At 65.4% G+C, this 23,916-nt stretch carries 27 protein-coding genes; 8 read left to right on the forward strand and 19 right to left on the reverse strand.

Annotated features, from left to right (window positions below):
• Positions 1-125 precede the first annotated feature (125 nt).
• Genes JQ573_RS20880 through soxX form a run of 7 tightly spaced genes read right to left on the reverse strand, consistent with a single transcriptional unit; the run spans position 126 to position 4,682 of the window.
• Positions 126-581 (reverse strand): hypothetical protein, encoded by a 456-nt coding sequence (locus JQ573_RS20880; RefSeq protein ID WP_212316851.1) that lies wholly within the window; start codon positions 579-581, stop codon positions 126-128.
• On the reverse strand, positions 578-2,326 hold the full coding sequence (gene soxB / locus JQ573_RS20885; protein WP_212316853.1) for a thiosulfohydrolase SoxB: 1,749 nt from the start codon (positions 2,324-2,326) through the stop codon (positions 578-580). Before soxB ends, JQ573_RS20880 begins: the two co-directional genes overlap by 4 nt.
• Positions 2,327-2,362: 36 nt before the next feature.
• Positions 2,363-2,677, reverse strand: coding sequence for a hypothetical protein (locus JQ573_RS20890; RefSeq protein ID WP_212316855.1), 315 nt, complete (start codon positions 2,675-2,677; stop codon positions 2,363-2,365).
• Positions 2,674-3,534, reverse strand: coding sequence for a sulfur oxidation c-type cytochrome SoxA (gene soxA, locus JQ573_RS20895; RefSeq protein WP_212316857.1), 861 nt, complete (start codon positions 3,532-3,534; stop codon positions 2,674-2,676). The genes JQ573_RS20890 and soxA overlap by 4 nt, the downstream gene beginning before the upstream one ends.
• Complete coding sequence (gene soxZ, locus JQ573_RS20900; protein ID WP_212316859.1) at positions 3,531-3,842, reverse strand: thiosulfate oxidation carrier complex protein SoxZ; 312 nt, start codon at positions 3,840-3,842, stop codon at positions 3,531-3,533. The genes soxA and soxZ overlap by 4 nt, the downstream gene beginning before the upstream one ends.
• A 22-nt stretch (positions 3,843-3,864) precedes the next feature.
• Positions 3,865-4,359: a thiosulfate oxidation carrier protein SoxY gene (soxY, locus tag JQ573_RS20905; RefSeq protein WP_212316861.1), complete on the reverse strand. Its 495-nt coding sequence runs from the start codon at positions 4,357-4,359 to the stop codon at positions 3,865-3,867.
• 32 nt (positions 4,360-4,391) lie between these two features.
• Positions 4,392-4,682, reverse strand: coding sequence for a sulfur oxidation c-type cytochrome SoxX (gene soxX, locus JQ573_RS20910; protein ID WP_092126535.1), 291 nt, complete (start codon positions 4,680-4,682; stop codon positions 4,392-4,394).
• Between the two features lie 391 nt (positions 4,683-5,073).
• Here soxX and JQ573_RS20915 point away from each other — a divergent pair, with 391 nt between their 5' ends.
• Positions 5,074-5,763: a DUF938 domain-containing protein gene (locus JQ573_RS20915; RefSeq protein ID WP_212316863.1), complete on the forward strand. Its 690-nt coding sequence runs from the start codon at positions 5,074-5,076 to the stop codon at positions 5,761-5,763.
• Positions 5,764-5,862: 99 nt separating this feature from the next.
• Here the strand turns inward: JQ573_RS20915 and JQ573_RS20920 are convergent, their stop codons facing one another.
• Positions 5,863-6,735, reverse strand: a complete 873-nt coding sequence (locus JQ573_RS20920) for a protein-L-isoaspartate O-methyltransferase (protein ID WP_212316865.1) — start codon at positions 6,733-6,735, stop codon at positions 5,863-5,865.
• A gap of 87 nt (positions 6,736-6,822) precedes the next feature.
• On the opposite strand from JQ573_RS20920, the gene JQ573_RS20925 reads away from it, so the two are divergent.
• The 3 genes from JQ573_RS20925 to JQ573_RS20935 all read left to right on the forward strand — a co-directional run bounded on the left by JQ573_RS20925 (position 6,823) and on the right by JQ573_RS20935 (position 10,207).
• The gene (locus JQ573_RS20925; RefSeq protein ID WP_212316867.1) at positions 6,823-7,320 is read left to right on the forward strand and encodes a type II toxin-antitoxin system HicB family antitoxin; all 498 of its coding nucleotides are present in this window, start codon (positions 6,823-6,825) and stop codon (positions 7,318-7,320) included.
• A gap of 306 nt (positions 7,321-7,626) precedes the next feature.
• Positions 7,627-8,871, forward strand: a complete 1,245-nt coding sequence (locus JQ573_RS20930; RefSeq protein ID WP_212316869.1) for an MFS transporter — start codon at positions 7,627-7,629, stop codon at positions 8,869-8,871.
• Between the two features lie 118 nt (positions 8,872-8,989).
• Complete coding sequence (locus JQ573_RS20935; protein WP_212316871.1) at positions 8,990-10,207, forward strand: MFS transporter; 1,218 nt, start codon at positions 8,990-8,992, stop codon at positions 10,205-10,207.
• Between the two features lie 78 nt (positions 10,208-10,285).
• Here the strand turns inward: JQ573_RS20935 and JQ573_RS20940 are convergent, their stop codons facing one another.
• Positions 10,286-10,726 (reverse strand): helix-turn-helix domain-containing protein, encoded by a 441-nt coding sequence (locus JQ573_RS20940; protein ID WP_212316872.1) that lies wholly within the window; start codon positions 10,724-10,726, stop codon positions 10,286-10,288.
• Between the two features lie 95 nt (positions 10,727-10,821).
• Here JQ573_RS20940 and JQ573_RS20945 point away from each other — a divergent pair, with 95 nt between their 5' ends.
• Together JQ573_RS20945 and JQ573_RS20950 are read left to right on the forward strand one after the other, a co-directional pair.
• A complete protein-coding gene (locus JQ573_RS20945) occupies positions 10,822-11,685 on the forward strand; it encodes a class I SAM-dependent methyltransferase (RefSeq protein ID WP_212316873.1) in 864 nt (287 codons plus the stop codon).
• Positions 11,678-12,181 (forward strand): DUF2938 domain-containing protein, encoded by a 504-nt coding sequence (locus JQ573_RS20950; protein WP_212316874.1) that lies wholly within the window; start codon positions 11,678-11,680, stop codon positions 12,179-12,181. Before JQ573_RS20945 ends, JQ573_RS20950 begins: the two co-directional genes overlap by 8 nt.
• A gap of 137 nt (positions 12,182-12,318) precedes the next feature.
• On the opposite strand, the gene JQ573_RS20955 is transcribed toward JQ573_RS20950, so the two are convergent.
• Both JQ573_RS20955 and JQ573_RS20960 read right to left on the reverse strand, forming a co-directional pair.
• Positions 12,319-12,813: a VOC family protein gene (locus tag JQ573_RS20955; RefSeq protein ID WP_212316875.1), complete on the reverse strand. Its 495-nt coding sequence runs from the start codon at positions 12,811-12,813 to the stop codon at positions 12,319-12,321.
• 135 nt (positions 12,814-12,948) lie between these two features.
• Positions 12,949-13,494: a carboxymuconolactone decarboxylase family protein gene (locus JQ573_RS20960; RefSeq protein ID WP_212316876.1), complete on the reverse strand. Its 546-nt coding sequence runs from the start codon at positions 13,492-13,494 to the stop codon at positions 12,949-12,951.
• A 168-nt stretch (positions 13,495-13,662) separates the two neighbouring features.
• Here JQ573_RS20960 and JQ573_RS20965 point away from each other — a divergent pair, with 168 nt between their 5' ends.
• The gene (locus JQ573_RS20965; protein WP_212316877.1) at positions 13,663-14,847 is read left to right on the forward strand and encodes an acyl-CoA dehydrogenase family protein; all 1,185 of its coding nucleotides are present in this window, start codon (positions 13,663-13,665) and stop codon (positions 14,845-14,847) included.
• A 163-nt stretch (positions 14,848-15,010) separates the two neighbouring features.
• On the forward strand, positions 15,011-16,150 hold the full coding sequence (locus JQ573_RS20970) for an acyl-CoA dehydrogenase family protein (RefSeq protein WP_212316879.1): 1,140 nt from the start codon (positions 15,011-15,013) through the stop codon (positions 16,148-16,150).
• A gap of 547 nt (positions 16,151-16,697) precedes the next feature.
• Here the strand turns inward: JQ573_RS20970 and JQ573_RS20975 are convergent.
• From JQ573_RS20975 to JQ573_RS21010, 8 genes are all read right to left on the reverse strand, one after another.
• The gene (locus tag JQ573_RS20975) at positions 16,698-17,735 is read right to left on the reverse strand and encodes an amino acid ABC transporter substrate-binding protein (protein ID WP_092122571.1); all 1,038 of its coding nucleotides are present in this window, start codon (positions 17,733-17,735) and stop codon (positions 16,698-16,700) included.
• A gap of 63 nt (positions 17,736-17,798) precedes the next feature.
• Complete coding sequence (locus tag JQ573_RS20980) at positions 17,799-18,392, reverse strand: L,D-transpeptidase (protein WP_176534117.1); 594 nt, start codon at positions 18,390-18,392, stop codon at positions 17,799-17,801.
• Between the two features lie 165 nt (positions 18,393-18,557).
• Positions 18,558-18,689: a DUF2474 domain-containing protein gene (locus JQ573_RS20985; protein ID WP_212316880.1), complete on the reverse strand. Its 132-nt coding sequence runs from the start codon at positions 18,687-18,689 to the stop codon at positions 18,558-18,560.
• Positions 18,689-19,699 (reverse strand): cytochrome d ubiquinol oxidase subunit II, encoded by a 1,011-nt coding sequence (gene cydB, locus JQ573_RS20990; protein WP_212316881.1) that lies wholly within the window; start codon positions 19,697-19,699, stop codon positions 18,689-18,691. The genes JQ573_RS20985 and cydB overlap by 1 nt, the downstream gene beginning before the upstream one ends.
• Entirely contained in the window at positions 19,696-21,102 is a 1,407-nt protein-coding gene (locus JQ573_RS20995; protein ID WP_212316882.1) for a cytochrome ubiquinol oxidase subunit I, read from the reverse strand. Before JQ573_RS20995 ends, cydB begins: the two co-directional genes overlap by 4 nt.
• A gap of 119 nt (positions 21,103-21,221) precedes the next feature.
• Positions 21,222-21,800, reverse strand: coding sequence for a thioredoxin family protein (locus tag JQ573_RS21000; RefSeq protein ID WP_212316883.1), 579 nt, complete (start codon positions 21,798-21,800; stop codon positions 21,222-21,224).
• Positions 21,801-21,818: 18 nt separating this feature from the next.
• Entirely contained in the window at positions 21,819-22,514 is a 696-nt protein-coding gene (locus JQ573_RS21005) for a cytochrome c biogenesis CcdA family protein (RefSeq protein ID WP_212316884.1), read from the reverse strand.
• A 680-nt stretch (positions 22,515-23,194) separates the two neighbouring features.
• A complete protein-coding gene (locus tag JQ573_RS21010; protein WP_092122590.1) occupies positions 23,195-23,806 on the reverse strand; it encodes a sigma-70 family RNA polymerase sigma factor in 612 nt (203 codons plus the stop codon).
• Positions 23,807-23,916: the final 110 nt, after the last annotated feature.

Raw genomic sequence — 23,916 nt, forward strand, 5'->3', positions numbered from 1 at the left:
TCTCTCCGTCATTGTCTGCGACAAACGCAATAGCGTTTGCGCACGGGAGCGAAGCGACGAAGCAATCCATTGTGTCCTTGCGGCAAAGCATGGATTGCTTCGCTTCGCTCGCAAGGACGGCGGGGTTAAGGACGGACCAGCGTGTATCCGTTCTCGGTGAGGAACAAAATCTGCGCGACGCCGACCTGCACGGGGGTGGCGGCGGCGATGTAGTCCGGCCGCTCGCCGGTGTCGCGCTCGATGGTGTCGACGGTGTTGAGGCAGATGTCGACCCGCGCGCCCTGCGCGACCAGGCTCTCGACCAGCTTGCGGTTCGCATTGTCGGGCCTGAGCAGCTCGATGCCCGGGCCGAAGGCGACGATCTCGACCGCGACCTTGTCGGGGTCGTAGTGCTTCATTAGATTGCTCGCGACGCTGATGACGAGGCCCTGCTTCTTCGGATCGTTGTCGGAGAGCTGCAGCACGACCTTGTGCTCGGCGAACGGCTTGTCCTGCAACGACGCGAGCTGGGCGCGGGCCGGCGGCGTTGCCAGCGCAATCGCCGCAAGGCCGAGCGCCGCGATGAACGCGCGCCGCGTCATCCGTGCCTCGCAATGCCCGGGTTGTCCTCGACGCCTTGCAGCGTCACGCCGGGTTCGGCGCGGTTCGGCGGCCGGCCGGAGCGCAGATGCTTGGCCACCACATCCCAGATCGGTGCGCCGTTCTGCTGGTTGACCGAGGCCCAGCCCGCGACCTTGTAGTGCTTGCCGGCTTCGAGGTGCTTGCCGTTGCCGAGCTTCAGCTCGGAAATGCGCTTGCCGACGCTCTCGCCCGGCGTGCAGGTGTAGGCGAGGCCGCCGACGCGGACCATGTCGCCGCCTTGCTGATAATAGGGATCGACGTTGAACAGGTTGTCGCAGACGTCCTCCAGCACATCCTTGATCTGGCTGCCGGTCATGGTCGCGACGTAGGTCTCGGGATAGGTGATCGCGGTTTCCGACAGCACGTCTTCCATGGTCAGCGGCTGGCCGGCGAGCGTGGTGAGGCCCCAGCGGAAACCGGGCGACAGCGCGATCTCGGCGTTCAGCTCGTTCAGCAGCGCGTCGCAGATCAGCTGGTCGACGGTGCCGGTGAAATTGCCGCGCCGGTAGAGCAGACGATCGGCCGTGCCGAGCTTGTCGCTCCACTCGTCGGCATGCGGATCGCGCATCTTGTCGATCAGCGTCTGCATCGCCGGATCGGGCTTCAAGAGCTCGGCGAACACCGGCAGCAGTCGGTAGCGGACATTGGCGACCTTGCCCTTGGTAAGATCGAGATCGAGCACACCAATGAACTTGCCGTTGGAGCCGGCATTGGTGACCAGTGTGACGCCGCCGGCATTGGTCACCGTGATCGGGATCGGGATCGCGTCATGGGTGTGGCCGCCGAGGATGACGTCGATGCCGGTGACGCGGCTCGCGAGCTTGAGGTCGACGTCCATGCCGTTATGCGACAGCAGGATCACCGCCTCGACCTTGTCGTTGTTGCGATGGCCGTCGACGAGCTTTTGCAGTTCCTCGTCGCGGATGCCGAACTTCCAGTCCGGCGTGAAACGCTTGGGATGCGCAATCGGCACGTAAGGAAAGGCCTGGCCGATGATCGCGACGCGATGGCCACCGATCTCCTTGATCGTGGACGGCTTGAACACCCGCCCCGAAGCCGGATCGAACGCCTTGGCGTCGTTGAACGCCGCTTCCTCGGTCAGGAACACGTTCTGCGCCAGGAACTCGCCCTTGAAGCGCGAGAGATTGTCGCGCAGCACCTCTTCGCCATAGGTGAATTCCCAATGCCCGGTCATCGCCTCGATGCCGAGCAGGTTCGCGGCCTCCACCATGTCGGCGCCGTTCATGGCGTTGGCGAGCCCGGTGCCCTGCCAGAGGTCGCCGCCGTCGAGCAGGATCGAGCGCTTTTCGCCGACATCGGCGCGCAGCTTGTCGATCAGCGTCTTCAGATGGGCAAAGCCGCCGAGCCGGCCGAAGCGGACGGCGGCCTTCTCGAACTCGACGCAGGTAAAGGCATAGGCATCGGCGCTATCGGGCCGGATGCCGAAACGGTCGAGGAACGCTTTGCCGACCAGATGCGGCGGCTGGCCGGCCATCGCACCGACGCCGATATTGACGCCGGGCTCGCGGAAGAACACCGGCTTCAGCTGTGCATGGGTGTCGGTCATGTGCAGGATGCGGGCGTTGCCGAAGCGTTCGAAGTCGTAGACGCTGGCGGTATCGGCACTGCGCGCGAGGCGGGGCAGGCCGGCCACAAGCGTTGCGGCGGCCGAAGCTGTCAGGAAATCCCGGCGGCGGACGATCATCACTCTCTCCGCGCGGCCCCCGTGGCCTGCGCGCCTTTAGCGAACTTCCATGTCCTTCCAGCGTTCCTTTTCGCTGGTCGCCTGGAAGATCGATGCCTTTGCCAGCGCCTCGGCCTCCTTGGCCTGGGCGACTGCGGTGTCGAAATCACCAGCCTCACCGGCCTTTTTTGCGGCGGCGAGCGTCGAGGCTGTCGTAGTCCACTGGTTGCGCAGCAGGCCTGCTTCCTTGTTGGCGGCCTCAGCCGCAGCATAGGCCGCCTTGTAGTCGGCCTCGGAGGCGGCCAGGGCTGTGGTAGCCGTCGCGATCAGCAGGGCCGATGCCGCGAAGATCGCTCTCACGGCCGCGCTCATGGCCTGGCTCCCGGCCCCGAGATCGGCAGGCCATTGCTGACATAGGACAGGTAATATTCGAGATTGCGGTACTCGTCGTCCTGCGGATTGAGCGGCACGCCGCGGATCTGGCTGTTGCAGGTGGTGAAGCGGCGGCTGGTGGTGCCCATGCCCGACCATTCCGAGCGGTAGATCGGCATCGCATTCAGGATGCCGAGTGCCGGCGCCAGCACCTCGGCGCGAATCCGCTCGCCCGGGCTCTGGATATGGCAGGTGGCGCAGGAGAAATTGAGCTGACCGCGGCGGGTGTAGAAATACTCCTTGCCCTTCTGATAGGCCTCGAGCGCACGCGGATCGTCCGGGATCTTGATGTCCATCGGCTTGCCGCGCGAGGTGAAGGCCATGTAGGCGGTGAGTGCCGCCATGTCGTCCTTCACATAGGAGAACGGCGCCTCGCCATTGGCCTCGCGGCAACGGTTGAGCGCGAGCTCGAGCGTGACGACCTTGCCTTCCTTCTCGTCAAAATAAGGATAGTTCTGGCGGATGCCGATGCCCTTGTTCTCGAAGCAGTCGGCGTAGGTCTTGCCGTTCTTGAACGGCGTCGAGAACATCTCCTTGCCGGCCTCGAGCGAAAACTCGTAGGGCGGAAACTGTTCCTTCTCCTCCCACTGCTTGTGCAGGTCCTCATTCATCGAATAGGGACCGTTGACGAAATCCTCGGGCTTCAGCTTGGGGAATTTGTTGGTGAAGAATTTCTGGAAGGCGGCCTTGTCGGCGGCGGGATCGACGGCGCCGGCTGCGTGCGCGGCTGGCGCCAGCGCCAGCACGCCGAGCGCAAGCGTGGCAATTGCTGCGCGGATTGCCGAGCGCCGCGTCATTGAATCTTCGCCGTGGTGGTGTCGGTCGCGCCCTTGTTGTCGACCCAGCTGACCGTCAGGTCGTCGCCCTTCTTGCCGCCCTTGAAGGCGAATTTGACATAGGGATCCTTGGAGACGCCGCCGCCCCAGTCGGCGACGAACACTGGTTTGCCGTCATACTCGAAGGTCAGCACCTGGATGAAGTGCGGCGGGATGATCGCGCCCTTGGCGTCCTTGACGAAGCCGGAATCCATCGGATGCTGGATCAGCGCCTGCACCTCGGTGGTGTCGCCGTTTGACGTGGCGCGCACGCGAATGCTCGATGCCATCTTGATTGTCCCTTGATTGAGCTCAGCCGCCGCAGCCGCCGACGGTGACCTTGATTTCCTTTTGGGCGCTGTAGAGCTTGCCGCCGGCCTCGACGATCACGGTGACGTTGCTGGTCTTGGCCATCTTGATGCGGTTGGCGACGCTCGGCAGCGTGCCGGCCGGAATCCTGTACGTCGCGATCAGCGAGATCGGGTTCTCGCTGACCAAAAACGAGATCGAGGTGACGTCGGCCAGCGTCGTGGTGGCGGAGATCGGCACCACCGCGCCGTTCTCGGCGATCTCGGGTGCGTCCATCTTGACCTTGTCCGAGGGCTCGGCGGTCTTGCCGTAGAGCGCCTTGATCGCATCGGCCTCGTTCTTCTGCTTGAACGCCTCTTCCGGATATTTGTCGTTGGCGGCGGCGAGCGCCTGCGGCACGTCGAACGGAATGACGCCGAGGCCGATCAGCGCGGCGACGCCCGCGCCCTTCAACACCAGGCGGCGCGTTCCGGAAAATTCGCTGGTCGTGATGTTCATCGAAAAAATCTCCTCAAGCTGATGTCGCCGCGTCACAGCGTCTGCAGGAAGTCCACCACCGCGCCGATTTCCTTCTCGCTCAAGATCCGGTTTCGGCCGAACGGCGGCATCACCGTCTGCGGGTTGCGCTTGGTCTCATCGGTCACGATCGCGATCAGCTCGTCGCGGCTGTATTTCGCCTTGAGGCCGGTCAATTCGGGGCCGATCGTGCCGGGCAGCTCGCCGCCCTTGATGACATGGCAGGTCAGGCAATTGCCCTTGCCGCGGTCGAAGGCGAGCTTTTGGCCCTCGGCGGCGGATTGGGCCTGCGCGGGCGCGGCCATGGCGATGCCCGCCAGCAGCGCCAGGACGAGGGCTGGCTTGGAGAAAGTGGCGATCAAGGACGTTTCCCGGGCTTCAATCTCGATGATCCCATCGCAATATAAAGAGTGGAAAGCACAAAGGCCATCGGCTGGCAACTCGGAGAATAGGCGCGTTGCGACGGGGTTAATGCCAGAGCGACAGTGCGGATAGACGTGATTAGACCCGTCACCCTGAGGTGCGAGCGGAGCGAGCCTCGAAGGGCGAACGGCCCGACTGTGTCCGTGCATCCTTCGAGGCTCGCAAGGGCTCGCACCTCAGGATGACGGGTTTGGCGGTATGCGATGCGGGTTCCGCTTTTGCGGATGGTATGTGCACGATTTACGAGCGGCTGTTCTAACAGGAGAAGGCGCGGTGGCGGAGTTTGTGGTGGAGTTCGGCAAGGACGGCAGGCCGGTCGAGGCGGACGGGCGGCTCGACGCGGCAGCGTTCCACCGCAATCACCAGCCGATCTGGGCGGTGCTGAAGGACTACCTTGCCGGCCGATCCGGCGACGTGCTGGAAGCCGGCAGCGGCACCGGCCAGCATGTCGTCTATTTCGCCGGTCGGACGCCCGACATCATTTGGTGGCCGAGCGACCTCCATGCCGCGCACCTGCGCAGCATCGAGGCCTGGCGCGCGCATGCTGGCCTTGCCAACATCCAGCCGCCGCAGCCGATCGATCTGTCGGACCCCGCCTGGTCGCCGGCGCCAGCGGACGGCAAAGGTCCGGACAAACTGCTCGCGATCTTCTGCGCCAATGTGATCCACATCGCGCCGTGGCGCGTGGCCGAGGGCCTGTTCGCCGGCGCCGCGCGGCATCTGCGCGCCGACGGCCGGCTGTTCCTCTACGGCCCGTTCAAGCGCGGCGGCAAGCACACCGCGCTCAGCAACGCCGTGTTCGACACCTCGCTGCGCGAACGCGACCCCGAATGGGGCGTCCGCGACATCGCCGATCTTGAAAAGCTCGCTGACAGTGTCGGGCTGCAATTGGCCGCGACGTTCGAGTTGCCGGCCAACAACATGATCCTGATGTTTGTGCGGAAGGATGGCCCGCAATCGTAGGGTGGATTAGCCGAAGGCGTAATCCACCATTCTGATGTGCTGCGAACGGCGGCGGGTTACGCTTCGCTAACCCGCCCTACAAGACCACGAACCGTCGGGTCAATCGTAAGCCAGGCACCAGCCGTCGCCGCGCAGCCAGCAGCGCTCATCGGGGATGTCGGCGTCGCGGTAGAGCCGCGTCACCTTCTGCCAACCACCGCGCGCGAAGGCTTCGGCCAACAGCTTTTCAGACGCCTCGTCGCGGCCGCCGTCGCACGGAATGATCGCGACCGGTGAGATCCAGGTGGCTTGATACTGTGCGCCCTCGTGCCGGACACGGAACACCGCGCCGGAGCGCGCGATCTGCTCCGGCGCGCCGCCCTTGAAGCCCTCGTCCGACGTCAGCGGCAGGATCAGGCGGCCGCCGTCGGCAAGCCCGTCGAGCCATTGCGCGGCCGGCCGGGTGCAGCCGGCGTTGACATAGATCACGTCGGCTGGATCGAACGATGCGCGCGTGCCGTCCCCCGCGATGATCTCGACATTCGGATAGGGGGCGAGATTGGCGCGGGCGCGCGCGGCAAGCTCAGGGTCGTATTCGATCCCAGTGACGCGGCCGGTCGGTCCGGCCAGATGCGCGAGGAGCGCCGTGTAGTAGCCGGTGCCCGTTCCGATATGCACCACATGCTCGCCGGCCGCGGGCGCGGCCTGGTGCATGAGGTAGGCGTGCAGCGACGGCTGGCCGTTGTTGAGCCGCCGCTCGGGCCGCAACGCGACCAGGTCGTTGGTGTAGAGATAGACCGGATCGGCATCCGGCGTCGGCATGTAGTCGCTGCGCCACCCGCGCAGCATCAACCACGGTCCCGGGCCGACGAAGTCCTCGCGGGGAACGGCGGCGAAGGCCTCCATCACCCGCGTATCGACGACGTTGGCCGCGGCCAGGATCTGCCTGGCATAGGCCGCGCGGACGATGCCGAGTTCGGTTTGCGGGTCCATGGCGGGCGCTCTCCCACGATTTCGAAAATTGTGTGATTTGACACACCGAAGTGTGTGAAATAGCATACTTCGACGACGGAGGCCAGAATGAAGAGACGGCTTTATCCGGCTGTGCTGGAGCGCGGTCCGCGCGGCGCGTTCGGGGCGTGGTTTCCGGACTTTCCCGGCTGCGTCGCCGGCGGCAAGTCGCAGGAAGAGGCGATCGAGCGGGCCGAGCGGGCCCTGGCGCAGGCGGTGGACGGCTGGGTCGAGCAGGGTCGCGCGCTACCGGAGCCGACGCCGATCGAGCGGATCGTGCCGCCCAAGGGCTCCGACGTCGCCGCCTTCTTCATGGTCGGCGTCGATCCGCCCGATCCGTCCGAGCGGGTGAATGTCTATCTGCCGAAAAGCCTGATCACGCGGATCGACAAGCGCGCCGCCGAGCTCGGCATGAGCCGTTCGAGCTTCTTCGGCTTTGCGAGCTCGCTCGCGCTCGAATGGCCGGGCGGATATCCGCGCGGCGCCCCGATCGCACCGCGCTCCAAGGTGCACAAGACCGGCGCGCTACGCGCCGAGAAGCGGCCGGGCAAGAAGCCCGTGCGGTAGGTGGTTTGTCATCAAGTTGTCGCCGACCTCTATCCCCGTCTCCCTGAAGTGGCCGCTTCTTCAGCGGCCCTCGAAGGGTCGACGGCCCGGCTGGTGGCCGTGCATCCTTCGAGGCTCGCTGCGCTCGCACCTCAGGATGACGGGAATAATAGAGGTGCGGGCCTGCGATAGCGCGTGAGAGCAGGCCAACAACCGTGCGCCTCCCGCATGGCCTACGTCCGTTTGCGCCGGTTGATCGGCCTGCACCTGCTCTCCATAGTGCGCGCGATTGGAGGCTCCCGCCGGGGCTTCAAGGCGGGACGACCGATGATCGACGTGACAGCTGCGGATGAAATCAGCGATGACGCGCGGGCGCGCAGCAATGTGTGGCGGCTTGCGGCGGCGCAGGCGCTGACCGGCGCCAATTCGGCCGTGATCTTCGCCACCGGCTCGATCGTCGGCGCGACGCTGGCGCCCGACATCTCGCTCGCGACGGTGCCGCTCTCGATGTATGTGCTCGGGCTGGCCGCCGGCACGCTGCCGACCGGCGCGATCTCGCGCGCCTATGGCCGGCGCGTCGCCTTCATCGTCGGCACCTTCTGCGGCACGCTCACCGGCGCGCTCGGCGCCTGGGCGATCCTGCACTCATCGTTCTGGCTGTTCTGCGGCGCCACCTTCCTCGGCGGGCTCTATGGCGCCGTCGCGCAGTCCTATCGCTTTGCCGCCGCCGACGGCGCCAGCGTCGCGTTCCGGCCCAAGGCGGTGTCGTGGGTGATGGCCGGCGGCGTGTTCGCCGGCGTGCTCGGGCCGCAGCTCGTGCAATGGACCATGGACATCTGGCCGCCTTATCTGTTCGCGTTCTCGTTCGTGATGCAGGCGCTGGTCGCGCTGGTGGCGATGGTGGTGCTGTCGGGTGTCGACGCGCCGAAGCCCGCGGCGGCGGATCTGCACGGCGGCCGCCCGCTGCTCGAGATCGCCAGACAGCCGCGCTTCATTGCCGCCGCGCTGTGCGGCGTGATCGCCTATCCGATGATGAATCTGGTGATGACCTCGGCGCCGCTCGCCATGAAGATGTGCGGGCTGTCGGTCAGCGATTCCAATTTCGGCATCCAGTGGCACATCGTGGCGATGTACGGCCCGAGCTTCTTCACAGGCTCGCTGATCGCCCGCTTCGGTGCGCCCGTCATTGTCGCGCTCGGGCTGGCGCTGGAGGCGGTCGCCGCGATGATCGGGCTGTCCGGCATCACGGCACCGCACTTCTGGGCCACGCTGTTCGTGCTCGGCATCGGCTGGAACTTTGCGTTCGTGGGCGCCTCCGCGCTGGTGCTGGAAACGCACCGGCCGCAGGAACGCAACAAGGTGCAGGCGTTCAACGATTTCCTGGTGTTCGGCATGATGGCGATCGGCTCGTTCTCGTCGGGCCAGCTGCTGGCGCATTACGGCTGGAACGCCGTCAACATGGTGGTGTTTCCGCCGGTGCTGCTCGGGCTTGCCGTGCTGTCGCTGGCGTCATTCGCCAAGCGGCGGGCGAAATTGCGCGCGGTGGAAGAAATCCCGGATCCCAGCATCTGATCTCCTGCTGCCAATTGCTGACACTTCGACCGGCTTCGAAATGACCGGCTTGCAAGGCTGCTCACATCGTGGGAACGGATTGGTCCGGTCCTGACGATGTGAGAAGCAAGAGCAAGAAATGGACGCATCATCACCCAGGCTGCATGACGAATCCTCGCTCGGTTACGAGGGCTGGCGCATCGTCGTCGTCTGCTTCCTGCTTGCGACCTTCGGCTGGGGATTGGGCTTCTACGGCCAGAGCGTCTACGTCGCCGAGCTGCAACGGCTGCACGGTTGGCCGGCGTCGCTGATCTCGTCGGGCACCACCTTCTTCTATTTGTTCGGCGCCGCGCTGGTCGCCTTCGTCAGCGAGGCGATCAAGGCGTTCGGTGCCCGCAGCTGCCTGATCGCGGGCACCCTCGCGATGGCGGTCGCGGCGGTTGCGATCGGCGAGGTGCGCGAGCCGTGGCAGCTCTATCTCGCCGATGCGCTGCTGGCGTTCGGCTGGGCCGGCACCAGCCTCGGCATCATCACCAACACGCTCGGCCTGTGGTTCGACAAGAAGCGCGGCATGGCGATCAGCCTGGCGCTGAACGGCGCGAGCTTCGGCGGCATCGTCGGCGTGCCGCTGCTGGTGGCGGGGATTGGCGCTTTCGGTTTCTCCGGCGCGATGATCGCGGCCGCGGTGGCGCTCGTCGTGGTGATGGTGCCTGTCATCCTGATCTTCGTCGGGCAGCCGCCGGTGCATCTGCACGCGGTGACTTCAGCGGCGGCCGACGCGCCGTCGGCGACCCAGGTGCGCGCCCGGGCGCTGCGCGACATCCGCTTCCTCTCGGTCTCGATTGCCTTCGCGCTGGTGCTGTTCGCCCAGGTCGGCTTCATCGTGCATCTGATCGCCTATCTCGATCAGGTGATCGGCCGCGAGCGCGCCACGGTGGCGATGGCACTGTTGACCGCGATGGCCGTGGTCGGCCGCGTCTCGTTCTCCTTCGTGATCGACCGTCTCAACCAGCGGCTGGCGTCGGCGCTGTCCTTTGTCAGCCAGGCGATCGCGCTCGTCATCATCATCAATGTGCACAACGACGTCGCGCAGATCGCCGCCTGCGCGCTGTTCGGTTTCTCGGTCGGCAATCTGATCACGCTGCCGGCGCTGATCGTGCAGCGCGAGTTCGATCCGCGCGCATTCGGCGTGCTGGTCAGCCTGATCACCGCGATCAACCAGATCACTTACGCGTTCGGCCCCGGCGTGATCGGGCTGCTGCACGACCTTTCCGGCAGCTACACGCTGCCGTTCTACGGCTGTATCGGTCTCGAACTGATCGCGGCGGTGACGATCATGATCGGCCGAAAAACGTAGCCCGGATGGAGCGAAGCGTAATCCGGGGCAGGTCGACCCGCGGAGGGACTCCCCGGATTTCGCTACGCTTCATCCGGGCTACGATCTCGACTTGCGCGGCGCCTTCCTCGCCTTCTTCTCGCCGATCTTGCCGGCCGCTGCGACCCGCAGCAGGCGGCGGAAGGTCGGACATTCCATGTGGCTCGGTGCGGGACACACGGCGGCGTGGCGCAGGCCGTCGCGCATCGCGTTGAGCCGGCGGATGGTGCGGTCGAGCTCGTCGGCCTTCGTCGCCAGCATCTTCCGGTCGATGCGCGGCCTGCCGTCGGGCGCGAACATTTTTGCGATCTCGTCGAGCGAGAAGCCGGAGGCGCGCCCGAGCGCGATCAGCGCCAGCCGGTCCAGCACGGCCGGATCGAACAGCCGGCGCAGCCCGCGCCTTCCATGCGAGGCGATCAGTCCTTTCTCCTCGTAGAAGCGCAAGGTCGAGGCGCGAACGCCCGACAATTGCGCCACCTCCGCGATGTCGATGTCCCGCATGGTCTTGACCTCAAGTTCACTTGAACTGGCAGTGTGCCGCCAGGCGCTTGCCTAAGGCAAGCATCAGGACGGGCCAATAGCAAAAGGACGAGATCATGAGTATCGCATCGCAGGGCGAGGACGAGCAGGCCAAACTCTGGAACGGCGCTGCCGGGCGCGCCTGGGTCGAGACACGCGACGTGCTGGAAGGGATGTTCAAGCCGCTCGAAGAGCTGCTCGTTCGGGCGGTGGCCGATGCCGGGGCCAGCCATGTGCTCGATATCGGCTGCGGCACGGGTGCCACGACATTCGCCGTCGCTCACGTGCTCGGCCCGCAAGGGCATTGCACCGGCATCGACATCTCCGAACCGATGATCGCGGTGGCGCGTGACCGTGCGGAGCGGGAAGGGTGGCCTGCCGACTTCATCTGCGCCGACGCGCAGACCCACGGCTTTGCACCGGCGAGCTTCGACATCATCATCTCGCGTCTCGGCGTGATGTTCTTTGCCGATCCGGTGCAGGCCTTCGCCAATCTGCGCCGCGCGGCCCGGCCGGGTGCGGCGCTCCGCTTCATCGCGTGGCGCGCCGCCGCCGAGAACCCGTTCATGACGACGGCGGAGCGGGCGGCGAGGCCGCTGCTGCCGGATCTCCCGGCGCGGCGTCCCGATGCGCCGGGGCAGTTCGGATTCGCGGACCGGAACCGGGTCGCGCGCATCCTGGAGGACAGCGGTTGGGGCGCGATCGCGATCGAGCCGGTCGATGTCGCCTTGCGCTTTCCGGCATCGGAGCTGATCCGCTATGTGAGCTGGCTCGGCCCGGTCGGCACGATGCTGCGGGGCATGGAAGAGCCGCGTCGCGCGCAGGTGATCGAGACAGTGCGCGGCGCCTTCGATCGCTACGTCCACGGCAACGAAATTCGCTTCACCGCGGCCTGCTGGATGGTCGCGGCACGAGCACCGGTGGAGGCTGCGCATGGTTGACGCCGTGGATTTTCTGGCGCGCGCGGTGCTGATCGGGACCGGCGCGACGGTCGTGATGGACGTCTGGGGCATGGTCCGCAAGCGGCTGCTCGGCATCGCGTCGCTGGACTATGCCCTGGTCGGCCGCTGGCTCGGCCATCTCGCATCCGGGCGCCTGCGCCACGACCGCATCGCCGCGTCGCCGCAGGTCGCGGGCGAGCGGGCGATCGGATGGGCCGCGCATTATCTGATCGGGATGGGCTTTGCCGGCGTACTGCTTGCGATCTTCGGCCTCGATTGGGCTCGGCAGCCCAGCATCGTTCCGGGCCTGATCGTCGGAATCGGCAGCGTGGCTGCACCATTCCTGGTGATGCAGCCCGCGATGGGCGCGGGCTTTGCCGCGAGCCGGACGCCGCATCCGTGGGCGGCGAGGCTGCAGAGCCTCCTGACGCATGCGGTGTTCGGCGTTGGGCTCTACGCGGGCGGCTGGATCACGCGCCTCTTGCTGCACCCGTAGCCCGGATGAGCCAACGGGTTGCGCGAACGCGCGCCCGATGACAGGCTCCGCGATATCCGGGACCGGTCCCTCGACTTGCGCCAGTCCCCGGATGTCGCTTCGCTCATCCGGGCTACAATTCAATCCGGGCTACGGAATTACGCCGCCCGCTGCTTCAGCAGATCCTCGAGGTCCAGCCGGCGCGTGAACATCGAAAGCTTGCCGTCCGCGCTGCGCGGCCATTCGGCTGCGGGCCGGTCCCAATAGAGCTCGACGCCGTTCTCGTCGGGGTCGCGCAGGTAGAGCGCCTGGCTGACGCCGTGGTCGCTGGCGCCGTCGAGCTGGATGCCGGCCGACAGCACCCGATGCAGCGCGTCGGCGAGCGCCGGGCGGGTCGGATACAGGATGGCGGTGTGGAACAGGCCCGTCGTGCCCGGCGGTGGCGGGTGGCCGCCCTTGCTCTCCCAGGTGTTGAGGCCGATGTGATGGTGATAGCCGCCGGCCGAGATGAAGGCGGCGTCCGTCCCCAAGCGCTGCTGCAGCTCGAAACCGAGCACGCCGCAATAGAAGCCGAGCGCGCGCTCGAGATCGGCGACCTTGAGGTGCACATGCCCGATCCGCGTGCCCGCGATGATGGGGGGATTTTCTGGCATGAACTGGCTCCGTTGGCATCAACGCCTTGCCGTCAGGGGCAAGGCTTCGCCGCCTGATATAGTCCGGATTTGCCGGCGCCGGAGCGATCCATCCGGAAACCCAGCGTTTCCGAACGGCGCCACGGCCGGCTGAGCCTAGCAGAGCTCCGACAACTCGCCGCCCGGCAGCTGGAAATCGAATGTGTTCAGCGTCATCGACACCATGGTGTAGTAGCCGCAGAGCCCGATCACCTCGACCAGCCCGCGCAGGCTCAGCACCTCGACCGCCTCGTCATACAGTCCCTTCGGCAGGCCATGACCTTCGTGCAGCGCCTTGGCGACGTCGTAGATCATCTTGGCCTTGGGATCGTCGAAAGTCGGCGTCCGGCGCACCCGAATGTCCTCGATGATCTTCTGATCGAGGCCGCCCTTCAGCGCGAGGCGCTTGTGGGCATACCATTCGTAATGCGCGGTCCAGTGCCGCGCGGTGACGAGGATCGCGATCTCCGACAGCTTCGGCGGGAAGACCGTGTCGAAGCGCAGCACCTCGCCGAGCCGCGTGGCATGCCGCGCCATCTCCGGGCTGTTGAGCCAGGCCATCATCGGCGCCGGTGGCGCGCCGCGCTTGCCGGCGATCGACTCGTCGTAGGTTTCTTTCTGGGCGGGGTTCATTTCGCTAGGCGAAAGCAGCTTCAGCCGCATGTCCGTTTCCTCTTGTTTTTCAATCGTTACCCCGCTTCGGCGATACACCCGATCGCGCAAGGTGAGTAGCGACGCCAGAGCATGGCGCGGCTGCGAGGCATATTGAACTCGGCGGCTGCGTAGGTCTAAGGTCGAATCCAATTCGTCGAATTTGATTGGAAACGCACCATGGCTGACCTTGAGAAATTCCGCGCGGAGACCCGCGCCTGGCTGGAGCAGAACTGCCCGGCCGAGATGCGTAAACCGATGACCTCCGATGGCGACACCTTCTGGGGTGGCCGCAACGCGAAATTCTCGTCGGACGCGCAGCGGGTCTGGTTCGAGCGAATGCGCGACAAGGGCTGGACCGTGCCGCATTGGCCGAAGGAATATGGCGGCGGCGGCCTCGACGGCGAGGAAGCCAAGATCGTGCGCCAGGAGATGGCGGCGATCGGCGCGCGCCAGCCGCTGACCTCGTTCGGCATCTCGATGCTCGGACCGGCGCTGCTGCAATACGGCACCGAGGAGCAGAAGAAGGAGCATCTGCCGAAGATCACCGCGGGCCTGATCCGCTGGTGCCAGGGCTATTCCGAGCCGAACGCCGGCTCCGATCTCGCCTCGCTGCAAACCCGCGCGGTCGGCGACGGCGACGACTACATCATCAACGGCCAGAAGATCTGGACCTCCTACGCCAACTATGCCGACTGGATCTTCTGCCTGGTGCGCACCGATCCCGCGGCCAAGAAGCATGACGGCATCAGTTTTATTCTCTTCGACATGACGTCGAAGGGCGTGTCCACGAAGCCGATCCTGCTGATCTCCGGCTATTCGCCGTTCTGCGAAACCTTCTTCGACAATGTCCGCGTGCCGAAGTCGCATGTCGTGGGCACCGTCAATCGCGGCTGGGATGTCGCGAAATATCTGCTGCAGCACGAGCGCGCGATGATCTCGGGCATGGGCGAGCGCGGCGTCGGCCGTCCACTCGGCCAGATCGCAGCCGACTCGGTCGGCGCGGATGCGCAGGGTCGGCTCGACGACGCCCAGCTGCGCAGCCAGATCGCGAACTTCGAGGTCGACGAGGCCGCGCTCGCCGCGGCAGCGGAGCGCGCGGTCGATCTCGCCAAGGCGGGCCAGTCGCATCCGGCGTTCTCGTCGGCGATGAAATATTACGGCACCGAGCTCAACAAGCGGCGCTACGAGATCCTGATGTCGGCGGGCGGCATCGACGCGCTGGAATGGGAGAGCGACCGCTCCCGGGGCGGCGCCCGTCCGCGCGCCTGGCTGCGCACCAAGGCCAACTCGATCGAGGGCGGCACCTCGGAGGTGATGCTCGGCATCGTCGCCAAGCGCATCCTCGATCTGCCGGGGGCGTGAGGCACCGTTTCACCACGCGTCATTCCGGGGCGCGACGCAGTCGCGAGCCCGGAATCCATACTCCCGATCGTGGTTATGGATTCCGGGCCTGGCCTTCGGGCCATCCCGGAATGACGAACTCAACATCGTCTGAATTTGAATTATCGAAGAGCGGAATCCATCCATGGCCCTCGTCCTCACCGAAGAACAATCCATGCTGCGCGACAGTGCGCGCGGTCTCATCAGCGACAAGGCGCCGGTGGCGCATCTGCGTTCTTTGCGCGACAGCAAGGACTCTACCGGCTTCTCGCGCGAGCTCTGGAAGACCTTTGCCGAGATGGGCTTCTCCGGTCTCCTGGTGCCGGACCAGTTCGGCGGCAGCGGGCTCGGCTGCGTCGAGGCCGGCATCGTCATGGAGGAGATCGGCCGCACCTTGATGCCCTCGCCATTCCTCGCGACCTCGGTGCTTGCCGCCTCAGCGCTGTCGCGCGGCGGCAGCGAGGCGCAGAAGGCGCAGCATCTGCCTGGCATCGCCGACGGCTCGCTGCTCGCAGCGCTCGCGGTCGACGAGGGCGCGAAGCACCGCCCGCTGCAGACGAAATTGCAGGCGACGCGTTCCGGCAACGGCTTCAGGCTGTCCGGCGACAAGGCCTTCGTTGTCGACGGCCACACCGCCGATCTTTTGATCGTGGCGGCGCGCACGGCCGGCAGCGCCGGCGACAAGAACGGCTTGACGCTGTTCCTTGTCGATCCGAAGGCCAAGGGGCTCGCGGTCGAGCGCACCGCGATGGTCGATTCGCACAATGCGGCGCGCATCGTGTTCGACAATGTCGAGGTCAACGCCGACAGTGTGCTCGGCGAGGTCGATCAGGGTTTCGGGCTGCTCGAGGGCGTGCTCAATATCGGCCGCGGCGCGGTCGCGTCCGAAATGGTCGGTCTCTCCGAAGAGGTGTTCGGCCGCACCGTGAACTACCTGAAGGAGCGCAAGCAGTTCGGCAAGGCGATCGGCGAATTCCAGGCGCTGCAGCACCGGGCCGCCGAACTCTACATCGATATCGAGATCACCCGCGCCGCCGTTCTCAAGGCGCTGCAGGCGCTCGACGCCGATCTGGCCAAGGCTGCCACTGCGGTCGCGGTAGCCAAGGCGCGCGCCGGCACCACCGCGACGCTGGCCGTCCAGGAGGGCGTGCAGATGCATGGCGGCATGGGCATGACCGACCAGTTCGACATCGGCTTCTTCATGAAGCGCGCCCGCGTCTGCCAGGAGCTGTTCGGCGACAGCAATTTCCACACCGACCAGCTCGCGAGCGGCAAGGGGTACTGATCGAGGGCGCCGCCGCACGACTCACCGTCATCGCCACGCAACACCCTGTCATCGCCCGGCTCGACCGGGCGATCCAGTATTCCAGAGACGTCAGTGCTTGAGCCGAGAAGCCGCGGCGTACTGGATCACCCACTTTCGCGGGCGATGACAGTTGAGCGTGCGGTAACGGCGGAGATCTAGGCCGCGCTGTCGATCAGCGGCGGCGACATCTCCGCACAACTCACTGTCATCGCCCGGCTCGACCGGGCGATCCAGTATTCCAGAGACGTCAGTGCTTGAGCCGAGAAGCCGCGGCGTACTGGATCGCCCACTTTCGCGGGCGATGACAGTTGAGCGTGCGGTAACGGCGGAGATCTAGGCCGCGCTGTCGATCAGCGGCGGCGACATCTCCGCACAACTCACTGTCATCGCCCGGCTTCGACCGGGCGATCCAGTATTCCAGAGACGTCAGTGCTTGAGCGGAGAAGCCGCGGCGTACTGGATCGCCCGCTTTCGCGGGCGATGACAACTGCGGATGCGGTGGCGGCTGTAGCCTGGCTGCGTGTCGTCAACGAATCGGCGGCGCGTACTGGACGCCGCCGGCGTTCCAGAGCTGGTTCATGCCGCGCGGAATCTTCAGTCTGGAATCGGCGCCGACGTTGCGGTCGTAGACCTCGCCGTAATTGCCGACATGGCGGATGATGCGCACGGCCCAGTCCTTGGTCAGGCCGAGATCCTCGCCATAGGAACCCTCGGTGCCGACCAGCCGCATCACCTCCGGCTTCTTCGACTTCAGCGCCTCGTCGATATTCTTCGAGGTGATGCCGAGTTCCTCGGCATTGATCATGGCGTAGAGCGTCCACTTCACGATCATCATCCAGTCGTCGTCGCGCAGCCGGACCACCGGCGCCAGCGGCTCCTTGGAGATGATGTCGGCCAGGATGGTGTGGTCGCTCGGCTTGGAGAGGTTGAGCCGCAGCGCATAGAGCTGCGAGGCGTCCGACGTCAGCGTATCGCACTGGCCGGTGTCATAGGCCTTCACGACATCCTCCAGCTTGTCGAACTTCATCTCCGTGTATTTCATGTTGTTGGCACGGAAATAGTCGGCGAGGTTGAGCTGCGTCGTGGTGTTGGCCTGCACGCAGACCTTGCTGCCGTTCAGGTCGAGCGCAGAATCGATGTTGCGCGAGCGCGGCAGCATGAAGCCCTGACCGTCATAATAGGCGACCGCCGGGAAATAGAGGTCGTAATTGGTCTCGCGCGACATGCTCCAGGTGGAGTTGCGCGAGAGGATGTCGACCTTGCGGTTCTGCAGCTCCTTGAAGCGTTCGCTGGCGTCGAGCGGAACGAACTTCGCCTTCGACGGATCGTCGAAGATCGCCGAGGCCACCGCGCGGCAGAAGTCGACGTCGAAGCCGGTCCAGTTGCCCTTGTCGTCCGGGATCGAGAAGCCCGGCAGGCCCTTGTTGACGCCGCACAGCACGTCGCCGCGGCGGACGGTGCGCTTCAGCGTGCGGGTGTCGTAACGCTCATAGGTGATGGCGGCGGCCGCAACCAGCGCGGCGACCGCGAGCCCGATCGTCAGGCCGCCTCGAAATGTACGCATGGGTTCTCTCTCGCGAATGATCGGGGAAAAACAGGTCGGATATCGAAGGCGGGTGGGTCGAGATTACAGTTCAGGCTTCTGCCGGATGATCACCTTGGTGCCGACGGGAACGCGATTGTAGAGATCGGCGACGTCGGCGTTGACCAGGCGGAAACAGCCGGACGAGATCGCGGTGCCGATGGTGTCGGGCCGGTTGGTGCCGTGGATGCGGTACACCGTGGTGCCGAGATACATCGCGCGTGCGCCGAGCGGATTGCCCGGGCCGCCCGCCATGAAGCGCGGCAGATAGGGCTGGCGGGCGATCATTTCCGGCGGCGGAGTCCAATCCGGCCACTCGGCCTTGCGGGTGATGGTCACCAGCCCCTGCCACTGGAAGCCGTCGCGGCCGACGCCGATGCCGTAGCGGAGCGCGCGGCCGTTGCCCTGCACGAGGTAGAGATGGCGTTCGGCGGTGGAGACGATAATGGTGCCCGGCGCCTCGTTGGTCCGATAGTACACGACCTGCTTCTGCCATTCCGGGTCGAGCTCGTAGCTGTCGTCGGCGACCAAGCCCGGCTCGTCGGCGTCCGGGCGGCTCTGGGCAAAGCCTTGCGACGTCGACAGCACGAGCGCGCCCGTGGCGATCAACATCCAGACCAGGTGACGAAGTTTCGTCATGCAAAGCTCTCCTTGTTGGCGCAGCGGCCAATGGCTCCGCCCAAATCGCGGCAGCATCAAATCTCAGCGGCAGCTTGATGGCAAGTTTAGGGCGGGCGTCACACTATATCACTGTAATGCTTCTGTTTTTTGTCATTGGGCCCGTGGCACGTCGCGTCGGCGGCCTTATTTCGGCGCAATCCAGAGTCGCAACGCGAAAGAGACCAGGGTCACGGTGCCGACGCCGCCGAGCCAGAGCGCTGCGAACCACAACAGGCGCTGGCCGAGCGGCCGCTGATTCGAACCGGGTGGCGGCATCAGTGGTATCCGTGGCCGGGGCGCACCTTGCCGCGAAACACCCAATAGGCCCAGGCGGTGTAGCCGAGGATCAGCGGCACCAGGATCGAGACCCCGAACAGCATGAAGATCTGGCTGTTCGCGGGCGACGCCGCCTGCCAGATCGTGATGCTCTGCGGTACGATGTACGGGTACATGCTGATGCCGAGCCCGGCATAGGACAGTGCGAACAGGGCGAGCGTCAGGAAGAACGGCTGGTGGTCGTTCTTGTTGCTGAGTGCGCGCAGCAAGAGCGCGGTGACGGCGGCGACCGCGATTGGTACCGGCGCGGTGAGGATGATGTTGGGCCAGGCGAACCAGCGCTGGGTGTACTGCACGGCCAGGAACGGCGTTGCGATGCTGACGGCGCCGATCGCGCACAGCATCGCGACCAACAACATCCAGCTCAGATGATAGGCGCGCTCGCGCAGCTCGCCTTCGGTCTTCATCACCAGCCAGGTCGCGCCCAGCAGCGCATAGCCGATCACCAGCGCGATGCCGGTCAGGACGCTGAACGCCGTCAGCCAGTCCCACCAGCCGCCGGCATAGTGGCGGCCCTCGACATGGATGCCTTGCAGGATGGCGCCGAGCGCGATCCCTTGCGCCAGCGTCGCGACCAGCGAGCCGCCGGCGAAGGCGAGGTCCCATTTGTTGCGCGCCTTCTGGGTGCGCCAGCGGAATTCGAAGGCGACGCCGCGGAACACGAGGCCGAGCAGCATCGCGATCATTGGCGTGTAGAGCGCCGGCATCAGCACCGCATAGGCCAGCGGAAACGCCGCCATCATGCCGCCGCCGCCGAGCACCAGCCAGGTCTCGTTGCCGTCCCACACCGGCGCCACCGTGTTCATGATGACGTCGCGATCGGCCTTTTGCGGGAACAGCGGAAACAGGATGCCGAGGCCGAGATCGAAGCCGTCCATCACGACATAGACGAACACGGCAAAGGCGATGATGAAGGCCCAGATCGTGGCGAGGTCGATCGGAATGCTCATCGCACGCCCTCCACGGCTGCACCTGCCGCCGGCGTGATGCCGGCCGCACGGGCGGGAAGGTCCTTTGTCGGGCCTTGCTCGCCGGGATGCGGCGGCTGCGCCATCAGCCGCAGGATGTAGATCACGCCGGCGGTGAACACCGCGAAATAGACGATGATGAAGGCGATCAGCGACGAGCCCACCGCCGGCGCTGCCAGCGGCGATGCGGAATCGGTGGTGCGCAGCAGCCCGTAGACGGTGAACGGTTGCCGCCCGGTCTCGGTGGTGATCCAGCCGGCGAGCACCGCGATGAAGCCCGCCGGGCCCATCAGGACCGCGAAGCGATGCAGCAGCTGTGACTGGTACATCATGCCGCGCCAGCGCATCAGCAGGCTGAACAGCCCGAGCCCGAGGATCAGGAAGCCGAGCCCGACCATGATGCGGAACGACCAGAAGGTGATCGGCACCGGCGGCCAGTTTTCACGCGGCACGGTGTCGAGGCCGGCGAGCGGTGCGTCGAGCGAATGCTTCAGGATCAGCGACGACAGTTTCGGCACCTCGATCGCGTATTTCACCTTGGCATCACGCTGGTCGGGCCAGCCGAACAGGATCAGCGGCGCACCGTCCTTGTGGCTTTGATAATGGCCTTCCATCGCCATCACCTTGGCCGGCTGGTGCTCCAGCGTGTTGAGGCCGTGCTGGTCGCCGGCGAGGATCTGGATCGGCGCCACCAGGGTTGCCATCCACATCGCCATCGAGAACATCACGCGCGGGCCGGCGAGATGCTGGTCGCGCAGCAGGTGCCAGGCGCCGACCCCGCCGACCACCAGCGAGGTGGTGAGATACGCCGCCAGCACCATGTGCACGAGGCGATAGGGGAATGACGGATTGAAGATCACCTTCAGCCAGTCGGCGGCGACGAACTGGCCGTCGGCATTGACGGCATGACCAGTCGGCGTCTGCATCCAGGAATTGGCCGAAAGAATCCAGAACGCGGAGATCAGCGTGCCGATCGCGACCATCAACGTCGCCACGAAATGCAGCCTGGGGCCGACGCGTTCGAGCCCGAACAGCATCACGCCGAGAAAGCCTGCCTCGAGGAAGAATGCGGTCAAGACCTCGTAGGCCATCATCGGGCCGATCACGGGACCAGTCTTGTCGGCAAAGGCCGACCAGTTGGTGCCGAACTGGTAGGACATCACGATGCCCGAGACCACGCCCATGCCGAACGCGACCGCGAAGATCTTCAGCCAGTAATTGAACAGGTTGATGTAGACCTCGCGCTTGGTGGCCAGCCACAGCGCTTCAAGCACGGCGAGGTAGCTCGCAAGCCCGATGGAGAATGCGGGAAACACGATGTGGAACGACATCGTGAAAGCGAATTGCGCGCGGGCGAGTACGACCGCATCCCAGCCTTCGAACATCACGCACCGTCCGTCGTCAATTTCGGGCGCGATCACGTTCGGGATCGCGCATTCCCGGCGTTGAGCCTATCATGCCGGGAATGACGGCGGATTGTCCAATTAGCTGACAAATTGTCCAATCAGCTATTGGCGTTGAGCAGCCGGGCGACGGTGCGGTCGATCTCGCCGTACTGGCCCTCGCCGGCGTGCTGGAACACGATCTTGCCGTTCTGGTCGATGATGTATTGCGCCGGCCAATACTGGTTGCCGTAGGCGTTCCAGGTCTGCGAATTGTTGTCCTGCGCCACCGGATAGAGGATGCCGTGCCGCTTCAGCGCCGCCTGCACGTTGGAGGCCGAATGCTCGAACGGGAATTCCGGCGTGTGGACCCCGATCACGACGAGGCCGCGATCCCGGTACTTTGAATAAAGTTGGGTGACGTGCGGCAGCGTGTTGACGCAGTTGACGCAGCCATAGGTCCAGAAATCCACCAGCACGACCTTGCCGCGCAAATCGGCAAGCTTGAGCGGCTGCGAATTGAACCAGTTGCTGATCCCGGCGAATTCGGGCGCGGTCTGGCTCTGCGCGGTGGTCATCGCGGTGGCCATCGGAACGGGCACGGCCGGCGCGTTGGACTCGGTGCAGAGGCCGGGGATGACGGCGCCGCCGAGGCCAAGGCCCGCCACAAGAGCGGATACAGCAATCAAGCGCAGGGACATTGATCTCTCCTTATGAGCTCACAGGCCGATCTGGCCGTTGGGATAGAACTGGGTCAGCCACGCCACGATCAGCGTGTCGTATTGCAGGTAGGACAGCGCGGCGAAGGCGATGATCACGACGCCGAAGCCTTGTTGGAGGCGCGGCGCGATCCGCGCCATGCTGCGCACGCGGGTGGTGACGGCTTGCCCGCCATAGGCAATGGCAAGCATCGGGATCGCGGCGCCGATCGCGTAGGTCACGAGCTGCAGGCTCGCCCACGCCGTGTCCTTCGAGGTCGCGACGATGGTCAGGATCGAGCCGAGCACGGGACCGGCGCACGGCGTCCACACCAGGCCGAGCGTAGAGCCGAGCACGAAGCCGCCGAACAGGCTCTGCGACGGCACGGCCTGGCCCACGCTGCCGGCGGCGCCGGTCAGCCGGATCGCCAGCCACTCGAACGGCGCCGGCCAGATCATCAACAGGCCGAAGCCCGCGAGCAGGATCGCCGCGCCGGTCCGCAGCAGGTTCGGATCGAAATCGAAGGCGCGCGTGATCGCACTCAGCAGCAATGCCACGGCAGAGAATGACATCACGAAGCCGAGCGCGATCATCGCGGGCCGCGCCTTGCCGGTCTGGCCTATCGATACCCCGAGCAGGATCGGCAGCATCGGCAGGGTGCAAGGGGCGGCGACGGTGGCGACACCGGCAAGCAGGGCTAGGGCAAGGCTGAGCATCGTCGTCCGTCCATCAGAAGTCCCGGCGCGCCAGAGGGCCGTGCCGGGTACGCCTGATGTTCTTCGCGAGGACGGCGTGGCCGTTACGGTCGTCCGGGTGCGGATGACGTCACGTCAGCGTGAGGCCGATGTCATCCGCTGCGCGGCTCACGCATCCGATCGACGGCGGGCGGGGGAGGCGGTGTTGCTTTCAGTCATTGGCGCGGTCGCGCCACCCAATCGGCGTCATCGCCCGGCTTGACCGGGCGATCCAGTATCCCAGAGGCCGCAATTGGGAGCACGTCGCTTTCTACGTCGACATCCTCGCCGGTCAGATCTTTACCCGGAGATGCTCGTGGTGGCGGATGGGCCTCTGGAATACTGGGTCGCCCGGTCAAGCCGGGCGACGACAGTCTTTTTGAGGCCGCAAGTTGCCGCGCCAAAAACAGAGCGACCCGGCTGGGGGGCATCCCGGCCGGGTCGTTGGAGGTTACTTGGGAGGTTAGAACTTAAGGAGGTATCGAAACCTGGGTCAGTGAATTGGGGTTGGGGTTGCGTCGTTGGGTATGGGTATAGAGATCGCGTTTTTCCGGGTGATGTCGTCGATTGTTTCAATTGTTTCGTCGCCGCACTGTTTTGGCTTCGTGGACAATTGCCCCGGTGTGCTTGATCTCCTTCTAAATCACTGAATACGCTTTGCTTTAGGCCGCGACGCTGTCCACGCCGGCGCCCCTCAGGAGGTCGGCGAGCTGCTTGCGGGCATAGAACATGCGGGTCTTCACTGTGCTCTGCGGGATACCGATGATCTGGCCGGCCTCCTCGACCGACTTCTCATGGTAGTAGACCAGATTGATGATCTCGCGGTGCGCCGGCGACAGCTTGGCGACGCAAGCGCGCAGGATCTCGCTGGTGGTGGCGCGATCGAGCGAGGTTTCCGGCGTGTCGGCACCGTCGGCGATCTCCAGCACGTCGTCCTGGTCGATGTCCTCATGCCGGCGCTGGCGCAGTGCGGTCAGCGCCTTGAAGCGGGCGATCGACAGCAGCCAGGTCGAGACCTGCGAGCGGCCCTCGAACTGGGCCGCGGTGCGCCAGACGTCGAGGAACACCTGGCTCACCAGGTCCTCGGCCATCGTGGTGTCGCGCACCATGCGGAGCACGAAGCGGTAAACCCGCACGTTGTGACGGGCATAGAGCGTGTGCATCGAGGTGCGGTTATTCTTGGCGATATGCGCGAGCAGCGTTTCATCCGAGGTCGCGCGTGCAGCGTCGATGTGCTTCTTGGCTGCAGAGTTGATGGCGATGACGTTCGGCATGACAGGCTCCCAGTTCGCCGTTGGGCGGCGGTTCGTTGGGAGAAACGTTAGTTAGCGCCCGTTTCCGGATGTCTGCGCGAAAAGCGGAAAATGGTTTCGTGACCGGGAGA

The sequence above is a fragment of the Bradyrhizobium sp. AUGA SZCCT0105 genome, from assembly GCF_018129565.1.
Lineage (GTDB): Bacteria > Pseudomonadota > Alphaproteobacteria > Rhizobiales > Xanthobacteraceae > Bradyrhizobium.